The organism is Amycolatopsis cihanbeyliensis, assembly GCF_006715045.1.
Classification (GTDB): Bacteria; Actinomycetota; Actinomycetes; order Mycobacteriales; family Pseudonocardiaceae; genus Amycolatopsis; species Amycolatopsis cihanbeyliensis.
In genome coordinates, this window is the sequence record NZ_VFML01000001.1 from 2,282,497 (window position 1) to 2,298,844 (window position 16,348).

Here is a 16,348-nt window from a genome sequence, read left to right on the forward strand (position 1 = left end):
CCATGGGGTTACCTGCCGGTATCAGGTCCCGAAATCGGCCGCCGCGTCCAGAATCAGCGCCTTGGAGGCTGGCAGGTTCAGTGCGGCGACCTTCCGCCGGTCCCACTCCACCATATAGGGCTCGGTGGCCGCGGGACGGTCGCGGTAGAACGCCTCGCTGTGCCCGTGCACCTGGACCATGTCGCTGGCCGGACCACTGGCGAACCTGAGCGCGTAGAACGTGGAATCGATGCCCGGGTAGGCGCCCGCGGAGATGGGCTGCACCTGGATCTCCACATTCGGCAGGTCACAGGCCTGTGCCAGGCTGAGCAACTGCCTGCGCATGACTTCCGGCCCGCCGACCGGTAGCCGCAACGCGAACTCGTGGATGATCGCCCGGATCTTCGGCGCACCGGCCTTGCTGACCACCTGCTGCCTGCTCCGGCGCAGGCGCACCAGCTCATCCACCCGCTCGCTGGTCTGCAGGTCGCCGTTGCTCAGCCACAGCGTGCGCATGTACTCCTCGGTCTGGAAGTACAGCGGGATCGCGCTGAGCGTCACCGCCAGGATCTCGATCGCTTCGTCCCGCTCCAACTCCAGGAACGCCCGATCCTTTACCGGTAGAAACAGCGGGAACTCGCCACGCTTGGTACCCGCGCGAGCCTCCCTGGCCAGTTCCAGCAGCACGTCCAGTTCGTCGCGGTTGATGCCGTAGGCCCTGGCCAGGATCTCCACCTCCTGCCGCTTGAACTTGTTCTCGCCGCGCTCCTTGCGGGTCAGCGTCGGCCCGGTGATCTCGATCAGCTCCGCGGCCGCGTCCCGGTCCATCCCGGCCTCCTTGCGGAAGCTCCGTAGGGCCGCGCCGAGCTGCCGTCGCTGGCCGATCGCGCTGTCGTCACTGCTGGTCAAGGCGAACCACTCCATCATTCGTGCGGACAGGACCCACGTGCGTTCCGAACGTACATACCGTACGTAGCCAAATTCCGCACCCGATTCACCCGTTGTACACACGTACTTTCTGCACGTGCGTGTTTTACTGCTGAGGTACCAACCCGCGCTAGGCCACAAGGACGTGTCCGATGCCCCCGAGGACCGTCACCGAGCTACCCCCTGTGGCCCAGCACCCCCTGGACAGCGGCGGCCCGGCCGGGGCGTCGGCGACCGGCCACGCCCGGGCACCCGCGTCCGAATCGAGGACCGCACCAGGGACGCGGGCCGCCTCGGCACCGTGACCTACTACGAGGGCCAGTGGCGCAGCAGCACCTTCCCGGTCCGCCTCGACCACAACGGCGTGACCGGCATGTACCTGACCACCGACGTAGTCGAACTACCCAACCCACCCCACTAGTGCTACGATTGCTACACCAACCACGGAGGTGCCACCATGAGCCGCACGATCCCGCACCGCGAACTACGGAACAACAGCAGTGCCGTGCTGCGCGAGGTGCAGGCCGGGGAACGCATCGACATCAGTAACCACGGCGAGATCGTGGCCGTCCTGGTGCCGCCGAACCCGCACCATCGGGACTCCCTGCGCGTCCGCAAGGCCCGCGTGACGGGCGGACTCTCCGACCTGCCGCGCGCCCGCATCGGCCAGCCTGCCCAGGAGTCGCTGGATGACCTCCGGGGCGAGCGGTGAGGTGCTACGTCGAGACCTCGGCCGCGGTGAAATTGCTGGTCGAGGAGCCGGAGTCGGCGGCGCTCGCCGGTTACCTCGACGGGCAGGTCAACGACGGCGTCGAGCTGATCTCCAGCGTGCTGCTGGAGACCGAGCTCCGGCGCTTCGCCGCGCGCCACGACCTACCCCAGTCCGCCGTCTCCGCACTCCTCGACCGCCTCGCCATCGCCGATGTGGACCGGGCGATCTTCTTCGAGGCTGGCATCCTCCCCGGCCCCCACCTGCGCAGCCTGGACGCCCTGCACATCGCCGTCGCCGTCCGCACCGAGTCCGACTCGATGATCGCCTACGACACCCGCCAAACCGAAGCCGCCCGCACCGTCGGCCTCCGCGTCACCGCACCACGCTGAACACAACAGCGACAGCATTCCTTACATCTGGGTGCAAGAAATGCTGCGAGGAGATGTAAGCTTTGCTGCATGGACATGGTTCGGGCGCTGGAACTGCTCAGCGGGTACACCGCTGGCCAATGGGGCCTGGTGACCACCCGACAGGCACTGCCCCTGGGGGTGGACGATGTCACGCTGCACCGGCTCAAGGCCGCGGGCCTGCTGGAGACGGTGCGTCACGGAGTACACGCGATGACCTCCTCCGTAGCGTCCGAGGCGCGTCCCGAACAAGCCGCCTGGCTGAGCCTGCGCCCCGAGATGGCGGCCTGGGAACGCCCCAAACTCGATCACGATGGCGGCGTGATCTCCCACCAGTCGGCCGCTCGACTACATGGCCTTGGCGACCTGCCGAATACTCGCGTCGAGATGACGGTTCCCCGCAGGCGCACGATGCGCGACCCAGGTGTATGGCTACGGAAAGCGAAACTGACGGAGCCCGAGGTGACAGTGCTCGACGGACTTCCTGTCACAACCCCGGTACGCACGATTCAGGATCTACTTGACCGGAATACCGACAGCAGCCATATCGCAACCATCATCAGACAAGCCGTGGAAGCGGGCCAAGTCCGAATCGATCAGTTACCCGAACAGATCTCTCCGTTCGCGCGACGTTATGGAGCCAGGCCCGGAGACGGCACGGAACTTCTGACCCAGCTACTCGCACAGATCGGGCTCTCTATCCACGAGCTGGCAACACGCCATTCGGGAATTGCCTGGGGGCAGTTGAGCGGCATCGGCTGGGCGGATCTCGAGAACGCGAACGTCACCTGGGGGCAACTGGCCACCGTCGCACCGGAACTCGCTCAACGGTTCTTGCGCGACCCGGCCGAGCGAAAATCCACCCCCGAACCGAACGACGGAACATGACCCGAAAACCGCCACTCAGTCCGCACGCCTTTACCAGTTCACTGAAAGCTCGTGCCGCCAATACCTCGAAAGTCACCGGTGTTCCCACCGGTGAACTCTTGGAGCGCTACTACCATCGTCGCCTGTTGGCTCGGGTCTTCCACGCCGATCCTGACAAGTGGGTCCTGAAAGGTGGCCAAGCCCTCCTCGTACGGTGGCCAAGGGCGCGGTACTCGACAGACGTCGACCTGTTACGAACCGTCGATGAGGCCACCATTGACGAGACCGTGTCCGCGTTGATTGCTGCGGTCTCGACGGACCTTGACGACGACCTGCGCTTCGATCACCATGACACGTCCCGTGAAACGGCAGCGGACAGGCCTTCCCGGAAAGTGCGGTTCAAGGTCATGTTCGGTCTGCGTCAGCTGTCCACGGTGAGCGTCGACGTAGTGGTGACTGGACTTCAGCCTCGGGGAGAACTGCTCGTCGAGCCATTGGACCCACCATTCTCAGTCGACTCCGGTCCGTGGCCAACGGTGCGCATGTGGCCATTGGAAGATCACGTCGCGGATAAGATCGCGGCGATGTACGAACGCCATGGTGCACGGTTGCTGCCATCAACCAGATTCAAGGACCTGGTCGACCTGGTACTCATCGCGAACAAGTCCTCGTTGAGCGGCACGGTTACCCACGCCGCGCTACACGCAGAGGTGCACCGGCGGCAAGCCGCCGGCACACAGTTAGTGCTCCCCGAGACCTTTGTTGTCCCCAGCCCCGTCTGGCCAGCTGGCTATCGCGCTGAAGCCGCCAAGGCTCACGAACTACCTATGCCGTTCCGGACAATGGACGGCGCCACTCCGTTGGCGGACGCGTTCATCAGTCCATTGCTGCGGCAACACGGCCCTGCGGGTAGATGGCAGTGCGAGCGTCGCGAATGGTGCTGATGGCGGCTCAGGGTGTTCCGTTATCCGGCGCGTCCCCTCGCCCATCCGCGAGCCTGATCCGCGCCGCGGTTCGGGACGTCGAAGAACTGGTGCAGGACATCCGGGAAGGGGAACGATGAGCAGCACCACGCCGCCTGCCAGGTTCCTCGAACAGGCCCGTGCCGCACTGCGCGGGAAGCATGCCATTCCGGCCCGCCAGGTGCCGCGGGCCGCAGCCCTGCTGGCACGGCAAGCGCTGGAGGCGCGGGGCGTCGAGATCTGCTGCGCGCACGGCGCCGAGTTGCGGGCCGCCACAATGCGGTCACGGCTTGTCGTGCTACGAAAGGTCGCTGGCGACAAGGCTGGCGACCTCGCGGGCGTCGCCTGGTCCGGGCTGAGCAGGTCCTGCCACCATCACGCATACGAACTCAGCCCCACGAGCGGCGAGGTCGGCTACCTGATCGACAACGTCGCGCAGCTACTCCCGGCCGCGCAAGACCCATGACCGCTCACCGCGGCGACCGATGCCGAGCCACCTCGGGTACGTCACCCTCGACGAGGGTGGACAGGTGCAGTCGAAGAACGCCGCACCACGGCGGGGCGTACGGTGCACGGCCTAGGAAAACGTAGTGGTCATCTGGTCGCTGCCGCGATGGTCACGTAGACGATCGGCCACGGTCATTCGGCACGCGCAACCCCTTCGCCGGGAGGTCGGCGTACCAGTTCGGTGTTCTGTATTGACCGAACACCGAACGCTCCGCCCCACCGGCCCCGGTAAGATCTCCCATTTGCTGCGCTGAGTCGAGGCTCATTCCGTCGCCTCTGCCTACCCGTAGCCTGGACAAATTGTGAAGTACGCAACATGCACCGGCCTGATGTGCTCGAAGTGCCGCCGGTCTACCGTCGCGATCTCCGTTGTCTTCACACGCTCCGCGGTGGCCACGACGGCGTCGTCGGCTATGCCCAGCGGCCAGTCCGAGCACTGCCGCATCAGCACGGCCATCCGTTGGAAGTCGTCATCCATCGGATAGTAGATCTTGAACTGCGTGGACTTCAGCAACTCCTCGATGAACGCGGCCTCAGCCTGGCCGCCAAGATACTTCTCAATTAACTGGCAGACCTCGGTCAACACCAACGACGGGATCAGCAAATCTCGTGTAGCGACGGTATTCAACCATGCGGCAACCGCCTGGTGATGGCGGTCTTTCGCGTTGGCTATAGCAATAAGTGGGCCAGCGTCGACCACAATCGGACGGACCATCGATAACTACGACACCGTAATAAACTCAGTCGTCGTCTTGGCCGCGCACAACGGTCTTCACGCGCTCAGACGAGTCAGCGGGCAGATCGAATATGCCCAAGAAGGACGGCGACGGGTAAGGTCCCTGTGCAGCCGGGTCGGCTGGTGCGCTGGGTGCAGGCTTACGAACACCGGTACGACCAGCAAGGGCCGTCTTCACACCGACCCCAGATTTGCCGGCAACCAGCCTCGCCTTCTTCTTCGGCGTGAAGGCCGACGGCTTGTACAGGCCGCTCGCAGCAGACCTCGTCCGACCAGACATCCCAGTCGGCGCGTCATGCTTGTGCTGCTCACTACCGATGGTCCTCATTTACATGTCCGACCCATCACCAGGCAGCCAGCGTCAGCTAATATCAACAACCGTTGAAAATGCCACCCTTGCGCACGCCGACACAGTGATCAGGCTTCGGCGGCGAGCTGGCCACAGGCGACGACGGTTTCCTGGCCACGCGTGCGCTTGTTCACCGGCACGCGTCTCCTGCAACTCGACTCCTGCAACTCGACGCGGTCACAGGCCCAGGACCTGTCTGAGCCCTGCGTCAACCTCACGCATCAGCGCAAGGGGTACGTCGCCTACATGCTGAGCGAGATCAGGCTTGTTCAACGTGACCAGCGCCGTGACGTTCACGACCGAGTCCCGGGGCAGGCTGGTCGCTGCCGAGGGCAGGAACACGCTCCCCGGCGCGGCGGCCAGTTTGGTGTTGGAGGTGAGTACCGCCACGAGGACGGTCGACAGCCTGCTGGCGTTGTAGGGGTCCGACTGGATGACAAGTACGGGACGACGTTTGGCGGGCCGCGAGCCCTCGGGTTCACCGAGATCGGCCCAATGGATGCCGCCCCGTTCGATCACCACTCGTCGTCCGCCAGCTCCAACCGACGCCGACCAGCCGTGACCGCAACGGCGGAGGAGTCGTCATCGTCGATCAACTCGAGCGCGGAGTCGATCTCGTTGGTCAACGACTCACGCTCCAGATGGTCCAGGTAGAACTGAGCCGCCTTCGCATAGAACTCCGAGCGCGTGACTCCCAGGCACTTCGCGCCACGCTCGACCTGTGCGAACGTCTCGTCAGGAACCGAAATCGCTGTCTTCACGACGCCGAGTATAACCTGGTATTACCGGCACGTCGATCAGGCTTCGGCGGCGAGCTGGCCGCAGGCGGCGGCGATCTCCTGGCCGCGGGTGTCCCGGACCGTGCAGGCCACACCGGCGGCGTTCACCCGGCGCACGAACTCCCGCTCCACCGGCTTCGGCGAGGCGTCCCACTTGCTGCCCGGGGTGGGGTTCAGCGGGATCACGTTCACGTGCACCAGGTGCCCGAGGTGCTCGCGCAACCGCTTCGCCAGCAGGTCCGCCCGCCACGGGTGGTCGTTCATGTCCCGGATCAGCGCGTACTCGATCGACACCCGCCTGCCACTGGTGTCCCCGTAGTACCGCGCCGCGGACAGTACCTCGTCGATGGACCACCGGTTGTTCACCGGCACCAGCTCGTCCCGCAGCTCGTCGTCCGGGGCGTGCAGGGACACCGCCAGCCGCACCTGCATCCGCTCGTCCGCCAGCTTCCGGATCGCCGGGGCAAGGCCCACCGTGGACACCGTCACCGAACGCTGCGAGATACCGAGGCCCGCCGGTGCCGGTTCGGTGATCCGGCGGACCGCGCCGACCACCCGCTTGTAGTTGGCCAGCGGCTCGCCCATGCCCATGAACACGACGTTGGACAGCCTGCCCGGCGCGGGGCCGCCGTCCGGGCCGGGCAGCAGGCCGTCGCGCATCACGGCGGCGGCCGAGCGCACCTGGTCGACGATCTCGGCGGTGGACAGGTTGCGGTCCAGCCCGCCCTGGCCGGTGGCACAGAACGGGCAGGCCATGCCGCAGCCGGCCTGGCTGGAGATGCACAGGGTGGCCCGGTCCGGGTAGCGCATCAGCACGCTTTCCAGCAGCGTCCCGTCGTGCGCCCGCCACAACGTCTTGCGGGTGGTGCCGTCGTCGCAGGCCAGCGCGCGGACCTCGGTCAACAGGGTGGGCATCAGCTCCTCCACCAGCCGCTGCCGGGACGCCGCCGGGATGTCGGTCATCGCCTCCGGGTCCACGGTCAGCCGGGAGAAGTAGTGATGCGAGAGCTGCTTGGCGCGGAACGCCTTCTCCCCCAGCCCGGTCACCGCCTCGGCCCGCTCGGCGGCGGTGAGGTCGGCGAGGTGCCGTGGCGGCAGGCCACGGCGGGGCGCGTCGAAAACCAGGGGGAGGGCAGTCATAACGCCTCGATTCTCCCACGCCGGCGCCGGGCGGCCGCAGCCACTTGCTATACGACTGTTTCCGATATATCGTGAACGTATCGAGATACAATACGAAAGGATCGACATGAGACCACCCCACAGGATGCGTCCGCCGTTCGCGGACGAGTACGGGCGACCGGACTTCGAGCCTCGCGGCCGGGGCCCACGCGGGCCACGTGGCGGGCCCCACGGACCCCGGCGCGGCGGTCATCGGGGTAGGCGCGGCGACGTGCGTACCGCGATCCTCGCCCTGCTGGCCGAGCAGTCCCGGCACGGCTACGAGATCATCGGCGAGATCGCCGAGCGCAGCCGCGGCCTCTGGCGGCCGAGCCCCGGCTCGATCTACCCCACCCTGCAGTTGCTTGCCGACGAGGGCCTGGTGCGCAGCAGCGAAGACGGGGGCAAGCGCCTGTTCGAACTGACCGAGGAGGGCATCGGCGCCGCCGGGCAGTTGGACGGCACCCCGCCCTGGGAGCAGATCGCCCGGGACGTCGACCCGAACGAGGTCGAGTTGCGCAACGCCACCGGTGCCCTGATGGGCGCCATGAAGCAGGTGAGCAGGGTCGGCTCCAGCCAGCAGAAGGCGAAGGCCGTCACGGTGCTCAACGAGGCCCGTCGCTCGCTGTACGGGATCCTCGGCGAGATCGAGGAACCGCCCGCACCAGCAGATACGTGAGCAGGCCGAACGGCGACAGCAGGATGGTCAGTACCAGGATCGGCGCGAGGAACGCATGGTGGACGCCACGCTCCCGCGCGTCGAGGTACATCCACCGCCCGATCAGCAGGTCGAAGGCGATCAGGTGGGCCCAGATGGCGGCCGCACCGACGGGATCACCCAGGAAGGCCTGCAGCGCGCCGAGGTCGGGACGGCTCACCACCGCCCACAGCTCGGCGAGGTCCCGCAGCGCGAGTATCGCGTAGACGATCAGCGGCGGGGCGGCGATCCAGGGCGAGGCGATGATCCGCCGGGTCCAGGACCAGCGGGGAGCAAGGATCATCATCGCCCAGAACGGCACGACCAGGTAGAACGTGATACCGAAAAGCGCGCTCGTGCTCATCGGGCACCTACCTGCTCGCCGCGGGTGTGGCTCGGGGCCGGTGCTCGGCGCGGCGCGTCGGCGGCCCCGGCGGCGACCCCGAAGGCCAGCAGGCCCGCCGCGGCCAGGGTCCAGGCGTCCGGTGCGATCAGCGGCTGGCCACGCAGGGCCTGCCAGGTGACCAGGACGACCAGGCCGGCATAACCGGCCGCCGCCACCAGCACCAGCCGGGCGCGCACGGCACCGTTGCTCAGTGCCCGGAACCTTGTCGCCAGCGTGCCCAGCAGCAGGGCCAGCAGCGGGAGCAGTTGCAGCGCGTGCATGCCGATGAAATGCGGGATCCGCAGGTCACCACCGGTGGTGCTCCAGCCGGTCACCGGCATGCCCGGTCCGCCGTCCGGGACGCCGACACTGTGCGCGCCGACCATCCCCTCGACGGTGCCCCCGCCGGCCGGCAGGAACATCAGCGCGCCGAGCGCCAACCCCACCAGGGAGATCGCCGCCCCGAGCCGGATCGCCAGCCTGCTGGCCGCGTCCGCGATCGGGGTCCGCAGCACGAGGACGGTCAGCACCAGCGTGCCCACCCACAACACCACGATCGACCCGCCCATCACCTTGAACAGGTTCGCGTCGAACTCCGTCGCGGTGTTGAAATGGCTCGCCCTTCCCCGCGCGGCCTGCAGGGCGATGATCGCGTACTCCACCGCGAGGACGGCCACCAGCACGGTGGACACCCCGGCCGCCAGGCGCCTGCGGGTGCGCGGCAAGGAGACCAGCCCACGCCCAGGTGACGCAGTACAGCGCCATGGACACCGCGAACTTGAACGGCTTCAGCCAGATCGGCGCGCCGAGCAGCACCCGGTCGTCCACGCCGAGTCCCACCGCCGACACCACGGCCATGGCCGTCATGGCCCCCGCGAACACCATCATCGGTCGATGCCACGCCACAGCCCGGCGGATCGGTGTCGTCATCCTGCCTCCCAGTTTGGATAGCTCGACTATCTAAACTGGAAAGTTATGCTATCCGCCATGAGAGATATCTAAGATCGCGCACATGCGGATGGCCGAGCTGAGCAAAGAGTCCGGCGTGCCGGTGGCGACGATCAAGTACTACCTGCGCGAGGGCCTGGTCCCCGCCGGCGAGCGCACCGGCCGCAACCAGGCGCGCTACGACGAGACGCACGTCCGCAGGCTCCGGCTCGTCCGCGCCCTGCTCGACATCGGCGGGTTCTCGATCGCCGATGTCCGTGCCGTACTCGAGGCCATCGACCAGCAGAAGTCGATGCACAGTGTGCTCGGGCGGGCACACCAACGGCTGGCACCCGCCCGCACCGAGGCGGACGAGGATTCCCGAGCCTGGGCTATGGGCCGTATCGAGGCCGTGGCCGAGGAACAAGGCTGGCAGCTCAAATCCTGCGACGGAGCGGTGGACTCGCTGGTGAGCGTGCTCTGCACCTTCCGTGAACTGGGTCATCACAGCTCAGTGGAACTGCTGAGTGAGTACGGCGCGGCCGCGCAGCGGGTCGCCGAGGCCGATCTCGGCTCGCTCACCGGCACCGACCCCGCCGAGTCGACGGTGGAACGTGCCGTTGTGGGCACCGCGCTCGGTGACGTGCTACTGGCCGGCCTGCGCCGGATCGCGCAGCAGAACGCCTCGGCCCGTTACTTCGGCGACTGACCGGAAGACCGCCACCCCGGTCAGGACCGGAGCCGACGCGGGCCGGCGCGCTTCGGCCTGAGCAGCACCCGGTACCCCACGGGGAGCACCAGTTCCCCACACGCCTTCTGGTTCATCCGCAGGACCTGCGCGATCGCCCGCTCCGCGACCGGCGCGCTGAACTCGATGCGCAGCACGGTCTCCACCGCCTTCCGATCCGGGAACCGCCACCGGGTATCGACCCGCAGGCAACGAAAGCCCGCCTCGGCGAAGAACCGGTCCACCGCGGCGGGGTCGTAGCCGGGTAGGTCGGCCCGCATCCAGTCGCCGTACGGGCCGCGGCCGACGTCCAGATCCACGATGGCCAGCGTTCCCCCACGCCGCAGCGCCCGCTCGGCCGCCCGCAGCCCGGGCCCGCAGCCAGGGCCGAAGAAGTACGCGGTGCGCGCGTGCACCAGATCGACGCTGGCCGGGGACAGCGGAAGCCGCGCGGCGGTGCCCCGCCGCACCGTCACGCCCGATACCGCGGCGACCCGGCGCGCGGCCCGCTCCACCAGCGGGCCGTGCGGCTCCACCCCCACCACGGACCTCGCTGTCTCCGCGAACCGGGCCAGGTGGAAACCGTCGCCGCACCCGATGTCCAGCACGTCCTTACCGGCCCAGTCGCATTCCCGCCGGAGCACCCGCCAGATCGCCTGGTCCGCGTCCTGCACACGGTTCTCCAGCTCGTACGCATCGGGGTGGTACCAGATGTTCGGGCTTGGCAACACATCCACCCTGCGCGCGGATCTCTTCACGGAACCAGCATAGGCACACCCCGCACGCCAGGTACTCGACGTCCGAAATAAGGAGAATATCCGATTATTGACTCGATCACATTTCGACCTTCGCCGTTTTCCGGTTGAGCGGCATAGATGTCGCGTAAACTCTTCGCCCCCACCCGAGGAGATGATTCATGTCGCCCGGTTCGTCGGACCTGACGCCCGCGCTGCTTCCCGGAACCCCATGCTGGATCGAACTCGCGACGCCGGACGAGGCCGCTGCCCGGCACTTCTACGCCGGGCTGTTCGGCTGGCGCTTCCAGACCAGCCCCGATCCGGCCACCGGCCGCTACACGATCGCGAGCATCAACGTGGCCGCCGCGGGCGGGATGTACCAGGCGCGGGCCGGTCAGCCACAGGGCTGGATCCTGCACCTGGCGGTGCACAACACCAGCACGACCGCCGAATGGGTCGAGCATCTCGGCGGCAGGCGGATGCTGGGGCCGGTGGACATCCCGGACCGCGGCAGCATCCTGCACGCCGTCGATCCCGGCGGGGTGCCGGTCGTGTTCTGGCAGCCCGCGAGCAGTTGGGAGTTCAGCTTCGGCATCCCCGGCACCTTCACCGGCGCGGATATCAACACCCACGACGGCGCCGCGGCCGACGGCTTCTTCTGCCGACTGTTCAACTTCACCGGTGAACAGATCGGGATGCAGAACATCGACTACGCGGAATGGCGGCTGGATCAGTTCCCGGTGCTCTACCGCTACGTGATGGGGCCGGAGTACGAACCGACGGCGCCGCCACACTGGATGATCTACTTCGAGATCGACCCCACCCGCGGCACCGACTCCGTGGCGGCGCACGCCGGCACGCTGGGCGGAACCGTGGTGGCGCCACCGTTCGACACCCCCTTCGGGCGCACCGCGATCATCGCCGACCCTGGCGGGGCACCCTTCTCGATCATCGACCGGTCGAAGGTGGTCGAAGGCTGGGGCCGAGCCGAGGTGGACGACCCCTACGACGACTGAGCCGAATCGGGCTCAGGGCACGAAGGCGCTGAGCAGCAGCCAGGACACCACGGCCGAGGGCAGCAGGGAATCCAACCGGTCCATCAGACCACCGTGGCCGGGCAGCAGGTTGCCCATGTCCTTGATCCCGAGGTCGCGCTTGATCAGTGACTCCATCAGGTCGCCCAGGGTGGCGGTCAGCACGATGGCCGCCCCGAAGAGCACGCCCTGCCATGCCTGGGCGTCCAGCATCAGGCTGAAGGTCAGGGAGCCCGCGACCACCCCGGCCAGCAGCGAGCCGCCGAAGCCCTCCCAGGTCTTCTTCGGGCTGATCGAGGGCGCCATGGGATGCCTGCCACGCAGGACACCCGCGATGTAGCCGCCGGTGTCCGAGGCCACCACGCCGATCATGAACGCCAGCACCCTGCCGACGCCGTCCTCCGGCGGTACCAGCATCGCGGCGAAGGCGGCGAACAGCGGCAGGTAGGCGGCCGCGAACACGGAGGAGCCGACATCTCGCAGGTAGCCGTCCGCGCCGCCGCGCAGTCGCCAGAGCAGGCAGGCGAGCACGGTGAGCACGAAGGCGGTGAGCGCTCCTTCCCTACCGAACGGCCAGGCCAGCCAGATCATCGCCTGACCCCCGACCAACACCGGAACCAGCGCGATCCGGATGTTCGCCGCGCGGCGCAGCGCACCGGCGAGTTCGATGGTGCCGACCACGATCGCCGCGGCGATGATCCCGATGAACACGAACCGGACCGTGAGCAGTGAAACCAGGATCGCCGCGCCGAGTGCCACCCCGACGCCGATCGCCGCGGGTAGGTCGCGACCCGCCCGCGCGGACTTCGGTTCGGGCACGTCCTCGCGTTCCCCGCTCACACTCACTCCCGCCCCACCCACGTCGTCAGACCTCGAGCAGTTCGGCTTCTTTGTGCTTCACCAGCTCCTCGACCTGGTGCACGTAGTTGTCGGTGAGGTTCTGCAACTCCTTCTCCGCCCTGGCGACCTCGTCCTCGCCGGCCTCGCCGTCCTTGGCAATCCGGTCGAGTTCCTCCTTCGCCTTGCGGCGCACGCTGCGGATGGAGATCTTGGCGTCCTCGCCCTTGCCCTTGGCGACCTTGACCATCTCCTTGCGCCGCTCCTCGGTGAGCTGCGGGATGACCACCCGGATCACCTGACCGTCGTTGCTCGGGTTCACCCCGAGGTCGGAGTCCCGGATGGCCTTCTCGACCTGGTTCAGCTGGCTGAGGTCGTAGGGCTTGATGACGGCCATCCGAGCTTCGGGGATGTTCACGCTGGCCAACTGGTTCAGCGGCGTGGCCGCGCCGTAGTAGTCGACCGTGATACGGGAGAACATCGCCGGGGTCGCCCGCCCGGTCCGCACCGACGTCAGGTCCTCCTTGGCCACGGACACCGCTTTTTCCATCTTCTCCTCGGCGTCGAGGAGGGTCTCGTCGATCACGGCTACTCCTTAGTCTGGCGCTGTCGTGACGCGGGTCTACGCCGACGGCAGACCCGCGGGGGTGCTGACCAACGTGCCGATCCTCTCACCACTCACCGCGCGAGCGATGTTCCCCTCGGTGAGCAGGTTGAACACGATGATCGGCATATTGTTGTCCATGCACAGGCTGAACGCGGTGGCATCGGCGACCCGGAGGCCACGCTCGAGCACCTCACGGTGGGTGATCTCGCGGAACATCTCCGCGGTCGGATCGTTCTTCGGATCCGCCGTGTAGACCCCGTCCACGGCCTTCGCCATCAGCACGACGTCGCACCCGATCTCGAGGGCACGCTGAGCGGCCGCGGTGTCGGTGGAGAAGTACGGCATGCCCACGCCGGCCGCGAAGATGACGACCCGCCCCTTCTCCAGGTGCCGCTCGGCACGGCGCGGGATGTAGGGTTCGGCGACCTGCCCCATCGTGATGGCGCTCTGCACGCGGGTCGGGACGCCTTCCTTCTCCAGGAAGTCCTGCAGGGCGAGACAGTTCATCACCGTGCCGAGCATGGCCATGTAGTCGGCGCGGTCACGGTCCATACCCCGCTGGGAGAGCTCGGCGCCGCGAAAGTAGTTGCCGCCGCCGATCACCACGGCCATCTGCACACCGGTACGGACGACGCCGGCGATCTGCGCCGCCACCGAGTGCACCACGTCCGGATCGACACCGACCGCGCCGCCACCGAACATCTCGCCACCCAGTTTGAGCAGTACCCTTCGATAACCGTGCTCGGCCCGCTCCGCCGTCATCTCGCCTCCACCTCGTCGGGGTACCGCTGTCCGTGCTGCTCGGCACGCCTACCAGTCGCGACTGTGCCCCGTCCCCGACACGGCCGGGGACGGGGCACAGTGCTGGTTCTCGCGCACGTATCCAGTCGGGTCCCGCCGCGTCCTCGGCCCGTCCCGCGGCCGCGGCGGGGACCGGTTACTGCTGGCCGACCTCGAAGCGGGCGAACCGGGTCACGGTCACTCCCGCCTCGTCCAGGAGGGCCTTGACCGTCTTCTTGTTGTCGGTCACCGAGGGCTGCTCGAGCAGCACGGTGTCCTTGTAGTAGGCGTTGACCTTGCCCTCGATGATCTTGGGCAGCGCCTGCTCCGGCTTGCCTTCCTCGCGGGCGGTCTGCTCGGCGATGCGCTTCTCGTTCTCGATCGTCTCGGCGGCCACCTCGTCCCTGCTGAGGAACTTCGGCTTGAGCGCCGCCACCTGCAGCGCGGCACCCCGGGCCGCGTCGGCGGCGCCCTCGCCGGAGCCGGTGTACTCGATCAGCACGCCGACCGCGGGCGGCAGCCCGGAGCCACGGCGGTGCAGGTAGGTCTCGACCGTGCCGTCGAAGACCGCGACCCGGCGCAGCTCCAGCTTCTCGCCGATCTTCGCGGCAAGCTGCTGCACCACCTCGTTGACGGTCTTGCCGTCCAGCTCGGCGAGCTTCAGCTTCTCCACGTCGTCGGTGCGGACGGTCTTGGCCACCTCGACGATCTTGTCGGCGAGCTGCTGGAACTCGTCGTTCTTCGCGACGAAGTCGGTCTCGGAGTTGATCTCGACCAGCGCGCCACCGCTACCGGCGACCAGACCCTCGGCCGTGGACCGCTCGGCACGCTTGCCCACGTCCTTGGCGCCCTTGATGCGCAGGACCTCGACGGCCTTGTCGAAGTCGCCCTCGCTCTCCTCGAGTGCGTTCTTGCAGTTCATCATGCCGGCGCCGGTCAGCTCGCGGAGGCGCTTAACGTCTGCCGCGGTGTAATTCGACATCCTGGGTTTTCCGTTCCCTTGTCCCGTGTCTGTGCCAGTGAACTGGCGCGGATTGGCTAGGTGGTGCTGGTGCTCAGGAGGCGGTGGTGGTCTGCTCGGCCGCGTTCGCGCCCGCCTGCTCGCCCTCCGCGGGATTCTCGCTGCCGGCCAGCAGGTCCTTCTCCCACTCGGCGAGCGGCTCGTCCGAGGCGACACCCGCTTCCGGCTTGTCCTGGCCAGCGGCGGCCGAGCCGTTCCGACCGGATCGAGCCATCAGGCCCGCCGCGGCGGCCTCGGCGACGACCTTGGTGAGCAGGGCGGCCGACCGGATCGCGTCGTCGTTGCCCGGGATCGGGTAGTCGACCTCGTCCGGGTCGCAGTTGGTGTCCAGGATCGCCACGATCGGGATGTTCAGCTTGCGCGCCTCGCCGACGGCGATGTGCTCCTTCTTGGTGTCCACGATCCAGACGGCGCTGGGCACCTTGGACATGTCGCGGATCCCGCCGAGGGTCCTCTCCAGCTTGTCCTTCTCGCGGGTCAGAGTGAGGATCTCGCGCTTGGTCAGGCCCTGGAAGCCGCCGGTCTGCTCCTGGGACTCCAGCTCCTTCAGTCGCTGCAGGCGCTTGTGCACGGTCTGGAAGTTGGTGAGCATGCCGCCGAGCCACCGCTGGTTCACGAAGGGCATGCCGACGCGCAACGCCTCGTGCGCGATCGCTTCCTGCGCCTGCTTCTTGGTGCCGACGAACAGGATGCTGCCGCCGTGCGCGATCGTCTCCTTGATGAACTCGAAGGCGCGATCGATGTAGGACAGCGTCTGCTGCAGGTCGATGATGTAGATGCCGTTGCGCTCGGTGAAGATGTAGCGCTTCATCTTCGGGTTCCAGCGCCGGGTCTGGTGCCCGAAGTGCACGCCGGAGTCGAGCAACTGCTTCATGGTGACGACGGCCATCGCCGGGTCCACCTCTTCTGTCGTGAGCGCGCCGGGCCTGGGCTCGACGCGCGCGGTCGGTTTTGTCGCGGCCGACCGGGTGGCCGGCCGCCCTGGTGCCGTGCCGCCGTCCGGACCCTTCGGTGCCGACACCGCTGGGACCGCCGGACGCCGTTCGCTCCGCTCGTTGCACTGAGACCTCGCAGCACGGAAACCGGCGAAACGCACACGTACACGTGGAGTCAGCCCGTGCGAACACAGACTGCGGGCAATAGTGTACGCCGCCCCACCGAAGCGTTCAGCACCGGCAACACCCGCGCCCCGAGTTGTCCACATCCACCCCCG

23 protein-coding genes are annotated in these 16,348 nt (G+C 67.5%); 10 read left to right on the forward strand and 13 right to left on the reverse strand.

The window, feature by feature from the left end:
- Positions 1-21: 21 nt before the first annotated feature.
- Positions 22-888, reverse strand: coding sequence for a helix-turn-helix domain-containing protein (locus tag FB471_RS09985; RefSeq protein WP_170220765.1), 867 nt, complete (start codon positions 886-888; stop codon positions 22-24).
- Between the two features lie 115 nt (positions 889-1,003).
- Between FB471_RS09985 and FB471_RS34050 the strand changes: the two genes are divergently transcribed.
- The 6 genes from FB471_RS34050 to FB471_RS10010 all read left to right on the forward strand — a co-directional run bounded on the left by FB471_RS34050 (position 1,004) and on the right by FB471_RS10010 (position 4,320).
- Complete coding sequence (locus FB471_RS34050) at positions 1,004-1,327, forward strand: hypothetical protein (protein WP_170220766.1); 324 nt, start codon at positions 1,004-1,006, stop codon at positions 1,325-1,327.
- Positions 1,328-1,363: 36 nt separating this feature from the next.
- Positions 1,364-1,618, forward strand: coding sequence for a type II toxin-antitoxin system Phd/YefM family antitoxin (locus tag FB471_RS09990; RefSeq protein WP_141997154.1), 255 nt, complete (start codon positions 1,364-1,366; stop codon positions 1,616-1,618).
- Positions 1,615-2,007 (forward strand): type II toxin-antitoxin system VapC family toxin, encoded by a 393-nt coding sequence (locus FB471_RS09995; RefSeq protein ID WP_141997156.1) that lies wholly within the window; start codon positions 1,615-1,617, stop codon positions 2,005-2,007. Before FB471_RS09990 ends, FB471_RS09995 begins: the two co-directional genes overlap by 4 nt.
- A 69-nt stretch (positions 2,008-2,076) precedes the next feature.
- Entirely contained in the window at positions 2,077-2,913 is an 837-nt protein-coding gene (locus tag FB471_RS10000) for a type IV toxin-antitoxin system AbiEi family antitoxin domain-containing protein (RefSeq protein WP_141997158.1), read from the forward strand.
- The gene (locus FB471_RS10005) at positions 2,910-3,836 is read left to right on the forward strand and encodes a nucleotidyl transferase AbiEii/AbiGii toxin family protein (RefSeq protein WP_141997160.1); all 927 of its coding nucleotides are present in this window, start codon (positions 2,910-2,912) and stop codon (positions 3,834-3,836) included. Before FB471_RS10000 ends, FB471_RS10005 begins: the two co-directional genes overlap by 4 nt.
- 115 nt (positions 3,837-3,951) lie before the next feature.
- Positions 3,952-4,320 carry a hypothetical protein gene (locus FB471_RS10010; RefSeq protein WP_141997162.1) on the forward strand — a complete coding sequence of 123 codons (369 nt, stop codon included), beginning with the start codon at positions 3,952-3,954 and terminating at the stop codon, positions 4,318-4,320.
- A 321-nt stretch (positions 4,321-4,641) separates the two neighbouring features.
- Here the strand turns inward: FB471_RS10010 and FB471_RS10015 are convergent, their stop codons facing one another.
- The 4 genes from FB471_RS10015 to rlmN form a co-directional block, all read right to left on the reverse strand.
- The gene (locus FB471_RS10015; RefSeq protein ID WP_141997164.1) at positions 4,642-5,076 is read right to left on the reverse strand and encodes a type II toxin-antitoxin system VapC family toxin; all 435 of its coding nucleotides are present in this window, start codon (positions 5,074-5,076) and stop codon (positions 4,642-4,644) included.
- A 547-nt stretch (positions 5,077-5,623) separates the two neighbouring features.
- A complete protein-coding gene (locus tag FB471_RS10020; RefSeq protein WP_141997166.1) occupies positions 5,624-5,968 on the reverse strand; it encodes a type II toxin-antitoxin system PemK/MazF family toxin in 345 nt (114 codons plus the stop codon).
- On the reverse strand, positions 5,962-6,207 hold the full coding sequence (locus FB471_RS10025) for a CopG family transcriptional regulator (protein ID WP_141997168.1): 246 nt from the start codon (positions 6,205-6,207) through the stop codon (positions 5,962-5,964). The genes FB471_RS10020 and FB471_RS10025 overlap by 7 nt, the downstream gene beginning before the upstream one ends.
- 36 nt (positions 6,208-6,243) lie before the next feature.
- Entirely contained in the window at positions 6,244-7,365 is a 1,122-nt protein-coding gene (gene rlmN / locus FB471_RS10030; RefSeq protein WP_141997170.1) for a dual-specificity RNA methyltransferase RlmN, read from the reverse strand.
- A gap of 250 nt (positions 7,366-7,615) precedes the next feature.
- On the opposite strand from rlmN, the gene FB471_RS10035 reads away from it, so the two are divergent.
- Positions 7,616-8,062, forward strand: coding sequence for a PadR family transcriptional regulator (locus FB471_RS10035; protein ID WP_141997172.1), 447 nt, complete (start codon positions 7,616-7,618; stop codon positions 8,060-8,062).
- Here FB471_RS10035 and FB471_RS10040 read toward each other — a convergent pair.
- Together FB471_RS10040 and FB471_RS10045 are read right to left on the reverse strand one after the other, a co-directional pair.
- Positions 7,989-8,444: an ABA4-like family protein gene (locus FB471_RS10040; protein WP_141997174.1), complete on the reverse strand. Its 456-nt coding sequence runs from the start codon at positions 8,442-8,444 to the stop codon at positions 7,989-7,991. The genes FB471_RS10035 and FB471_RS10040 overlap by 74 nt on opposite strands.
- Positions 8,441-9,190 (reverse strand): hypothetical protein, encoded by a 750-nt coding sequence (locus FB471_RS10045; protein WP_342779415.1) that lies wholly within the window; start codon positions 9,188-9,190, stop codon positions 8,441-8,443. Before FB471_RS10045 ends, FB471_RS10040 begins: the two co-directional genes overlap by 4 nt.
- 38 nt (positions 9,191-9,228) lie before the next feature.
- Here FB471_RS10045 and FB471_RS35030 point away from each other — a divergent pair, with 38 nt between their 5' ends.
- Complete coding sequence (locus tag FB471_RS35030) at positions 9,229-9,429, forward strand: hypothetical protein (RefSeq protein ID WP_246076768.1); 201 nt, start codon at positions 9,229-9,231, stop codon at positions 9,427-9,429.
- A gap of 48 nt (positions 9,430-9,477) precedes the next feature.
- Positions 9,478-10,101 (forward strand): MerR family transcriptional regulator, encoded by a 624-nt coding sequence (locus tag FB471_RS10050; protein ID WP_141997176.1) that lies wholly within the window; start codon positions 9,478-9,480, stop codon positions 10,099-10,101.
- Positions 10,102-10,121: 20 nt separating this feature from the next.
- Here the strand turns inward: FB471_RS10050 and FB471_RS10055 are convergent, their stop codons facing one another.
- A complete protein-coding gene (locus tag FB471_RS10055; protein WP_141997178.1) occupies positions 10,122-10,877 on the reverse strand; it encodes a class I SAM-dependent methyltransferase in 756 nt (251 codons plus the stop codon).
- Between the two features lie 158 nt (positions 10,878-11,035).
- On the opposite strand from FB471_RS10055, the gene FB471_RS10060 reads away from it, so the two are divergent.
- Positions 11,036-11,872 (forward strand): VOC family protein, encoded by an 837-nt coding sequence (locus FB471_RS10060; protein WP_141997181.1) that lies wholly within the window; start codon positions 11,036-11,038, stop codon positions 11,870-11,872.
- A 12-nt stretch (positions 11,873-11,884) separates the two neighbouring features.
- Here the strand turns inward: FB471_RS10060 and FB471_RS10065 are convergent, their stop codons facing one another.
- The 5 genes from FB471_RS10065 to rpsB form a co-directional block, all read right to left on the reverse strand.
- Complete coding sequence (locus FB471_RS10065) at positions 11,885-12,730, reverse strand: phosphatidate cytidylyltransferase (protein WP_425457049.1); 846 nt, start codon at positions 12,728-12,730, stop codon at positions 11,885-11,887.
- Positions 12,731-12,755: 25 nt separating this feature from the next.
- The gene (gene frr / locus FB471_RS10070; RefSeq protein WP_141997184.1) at positions 12,756-13,313 is read right to left on the reverse strand and encodes a ribosome recycling factor; all 558 of its coding nucleotides are present in this window, start codon (positions 13,311-13,313) and stop codon (positions 12,756-12,758) included.
- A 36-nt stretch (positions 13,314-13,349) separates the two neighbouring features.
- Positions 13,350-14,096, reverse strand: coding sequence for a UMP kinase (gene pyrH / locus FB471_RS10075; protein ID WP_141997186.1), 747 nt, complete (start codon positions 14,094-14,096; stop codon positions 13,350-13,352).
- A 175-nt stretch (positions 14,097-14,271) separates the two neighbouring features.
- The gene (gene tsf, locus FB471_RS10080; RefSeq protein ID WP_141997188.1) at positions 14,272-15,096 is read right to left on the reverse strand and encodes a translation elongation factor Ts; all 825 of its coding nucleotides are present in this window, start codon (positions 15,094-15,096) and stop codon (positions 14,272-14,274) included.
- Between the two features lie 73 nt (positions 15,097-15,169).
- Entirely contained in the window at positions 15,170-16,024 is an 855-nt protein-coding gene (gene rpsB / locus FB471_RS10085; protein WP_141997190.1) for a 30S ribosomal protein S2, read from the reverse strand.
- Between the last annotated feature and the right edge of the window lie 324 nt (positions 16,025-16,348).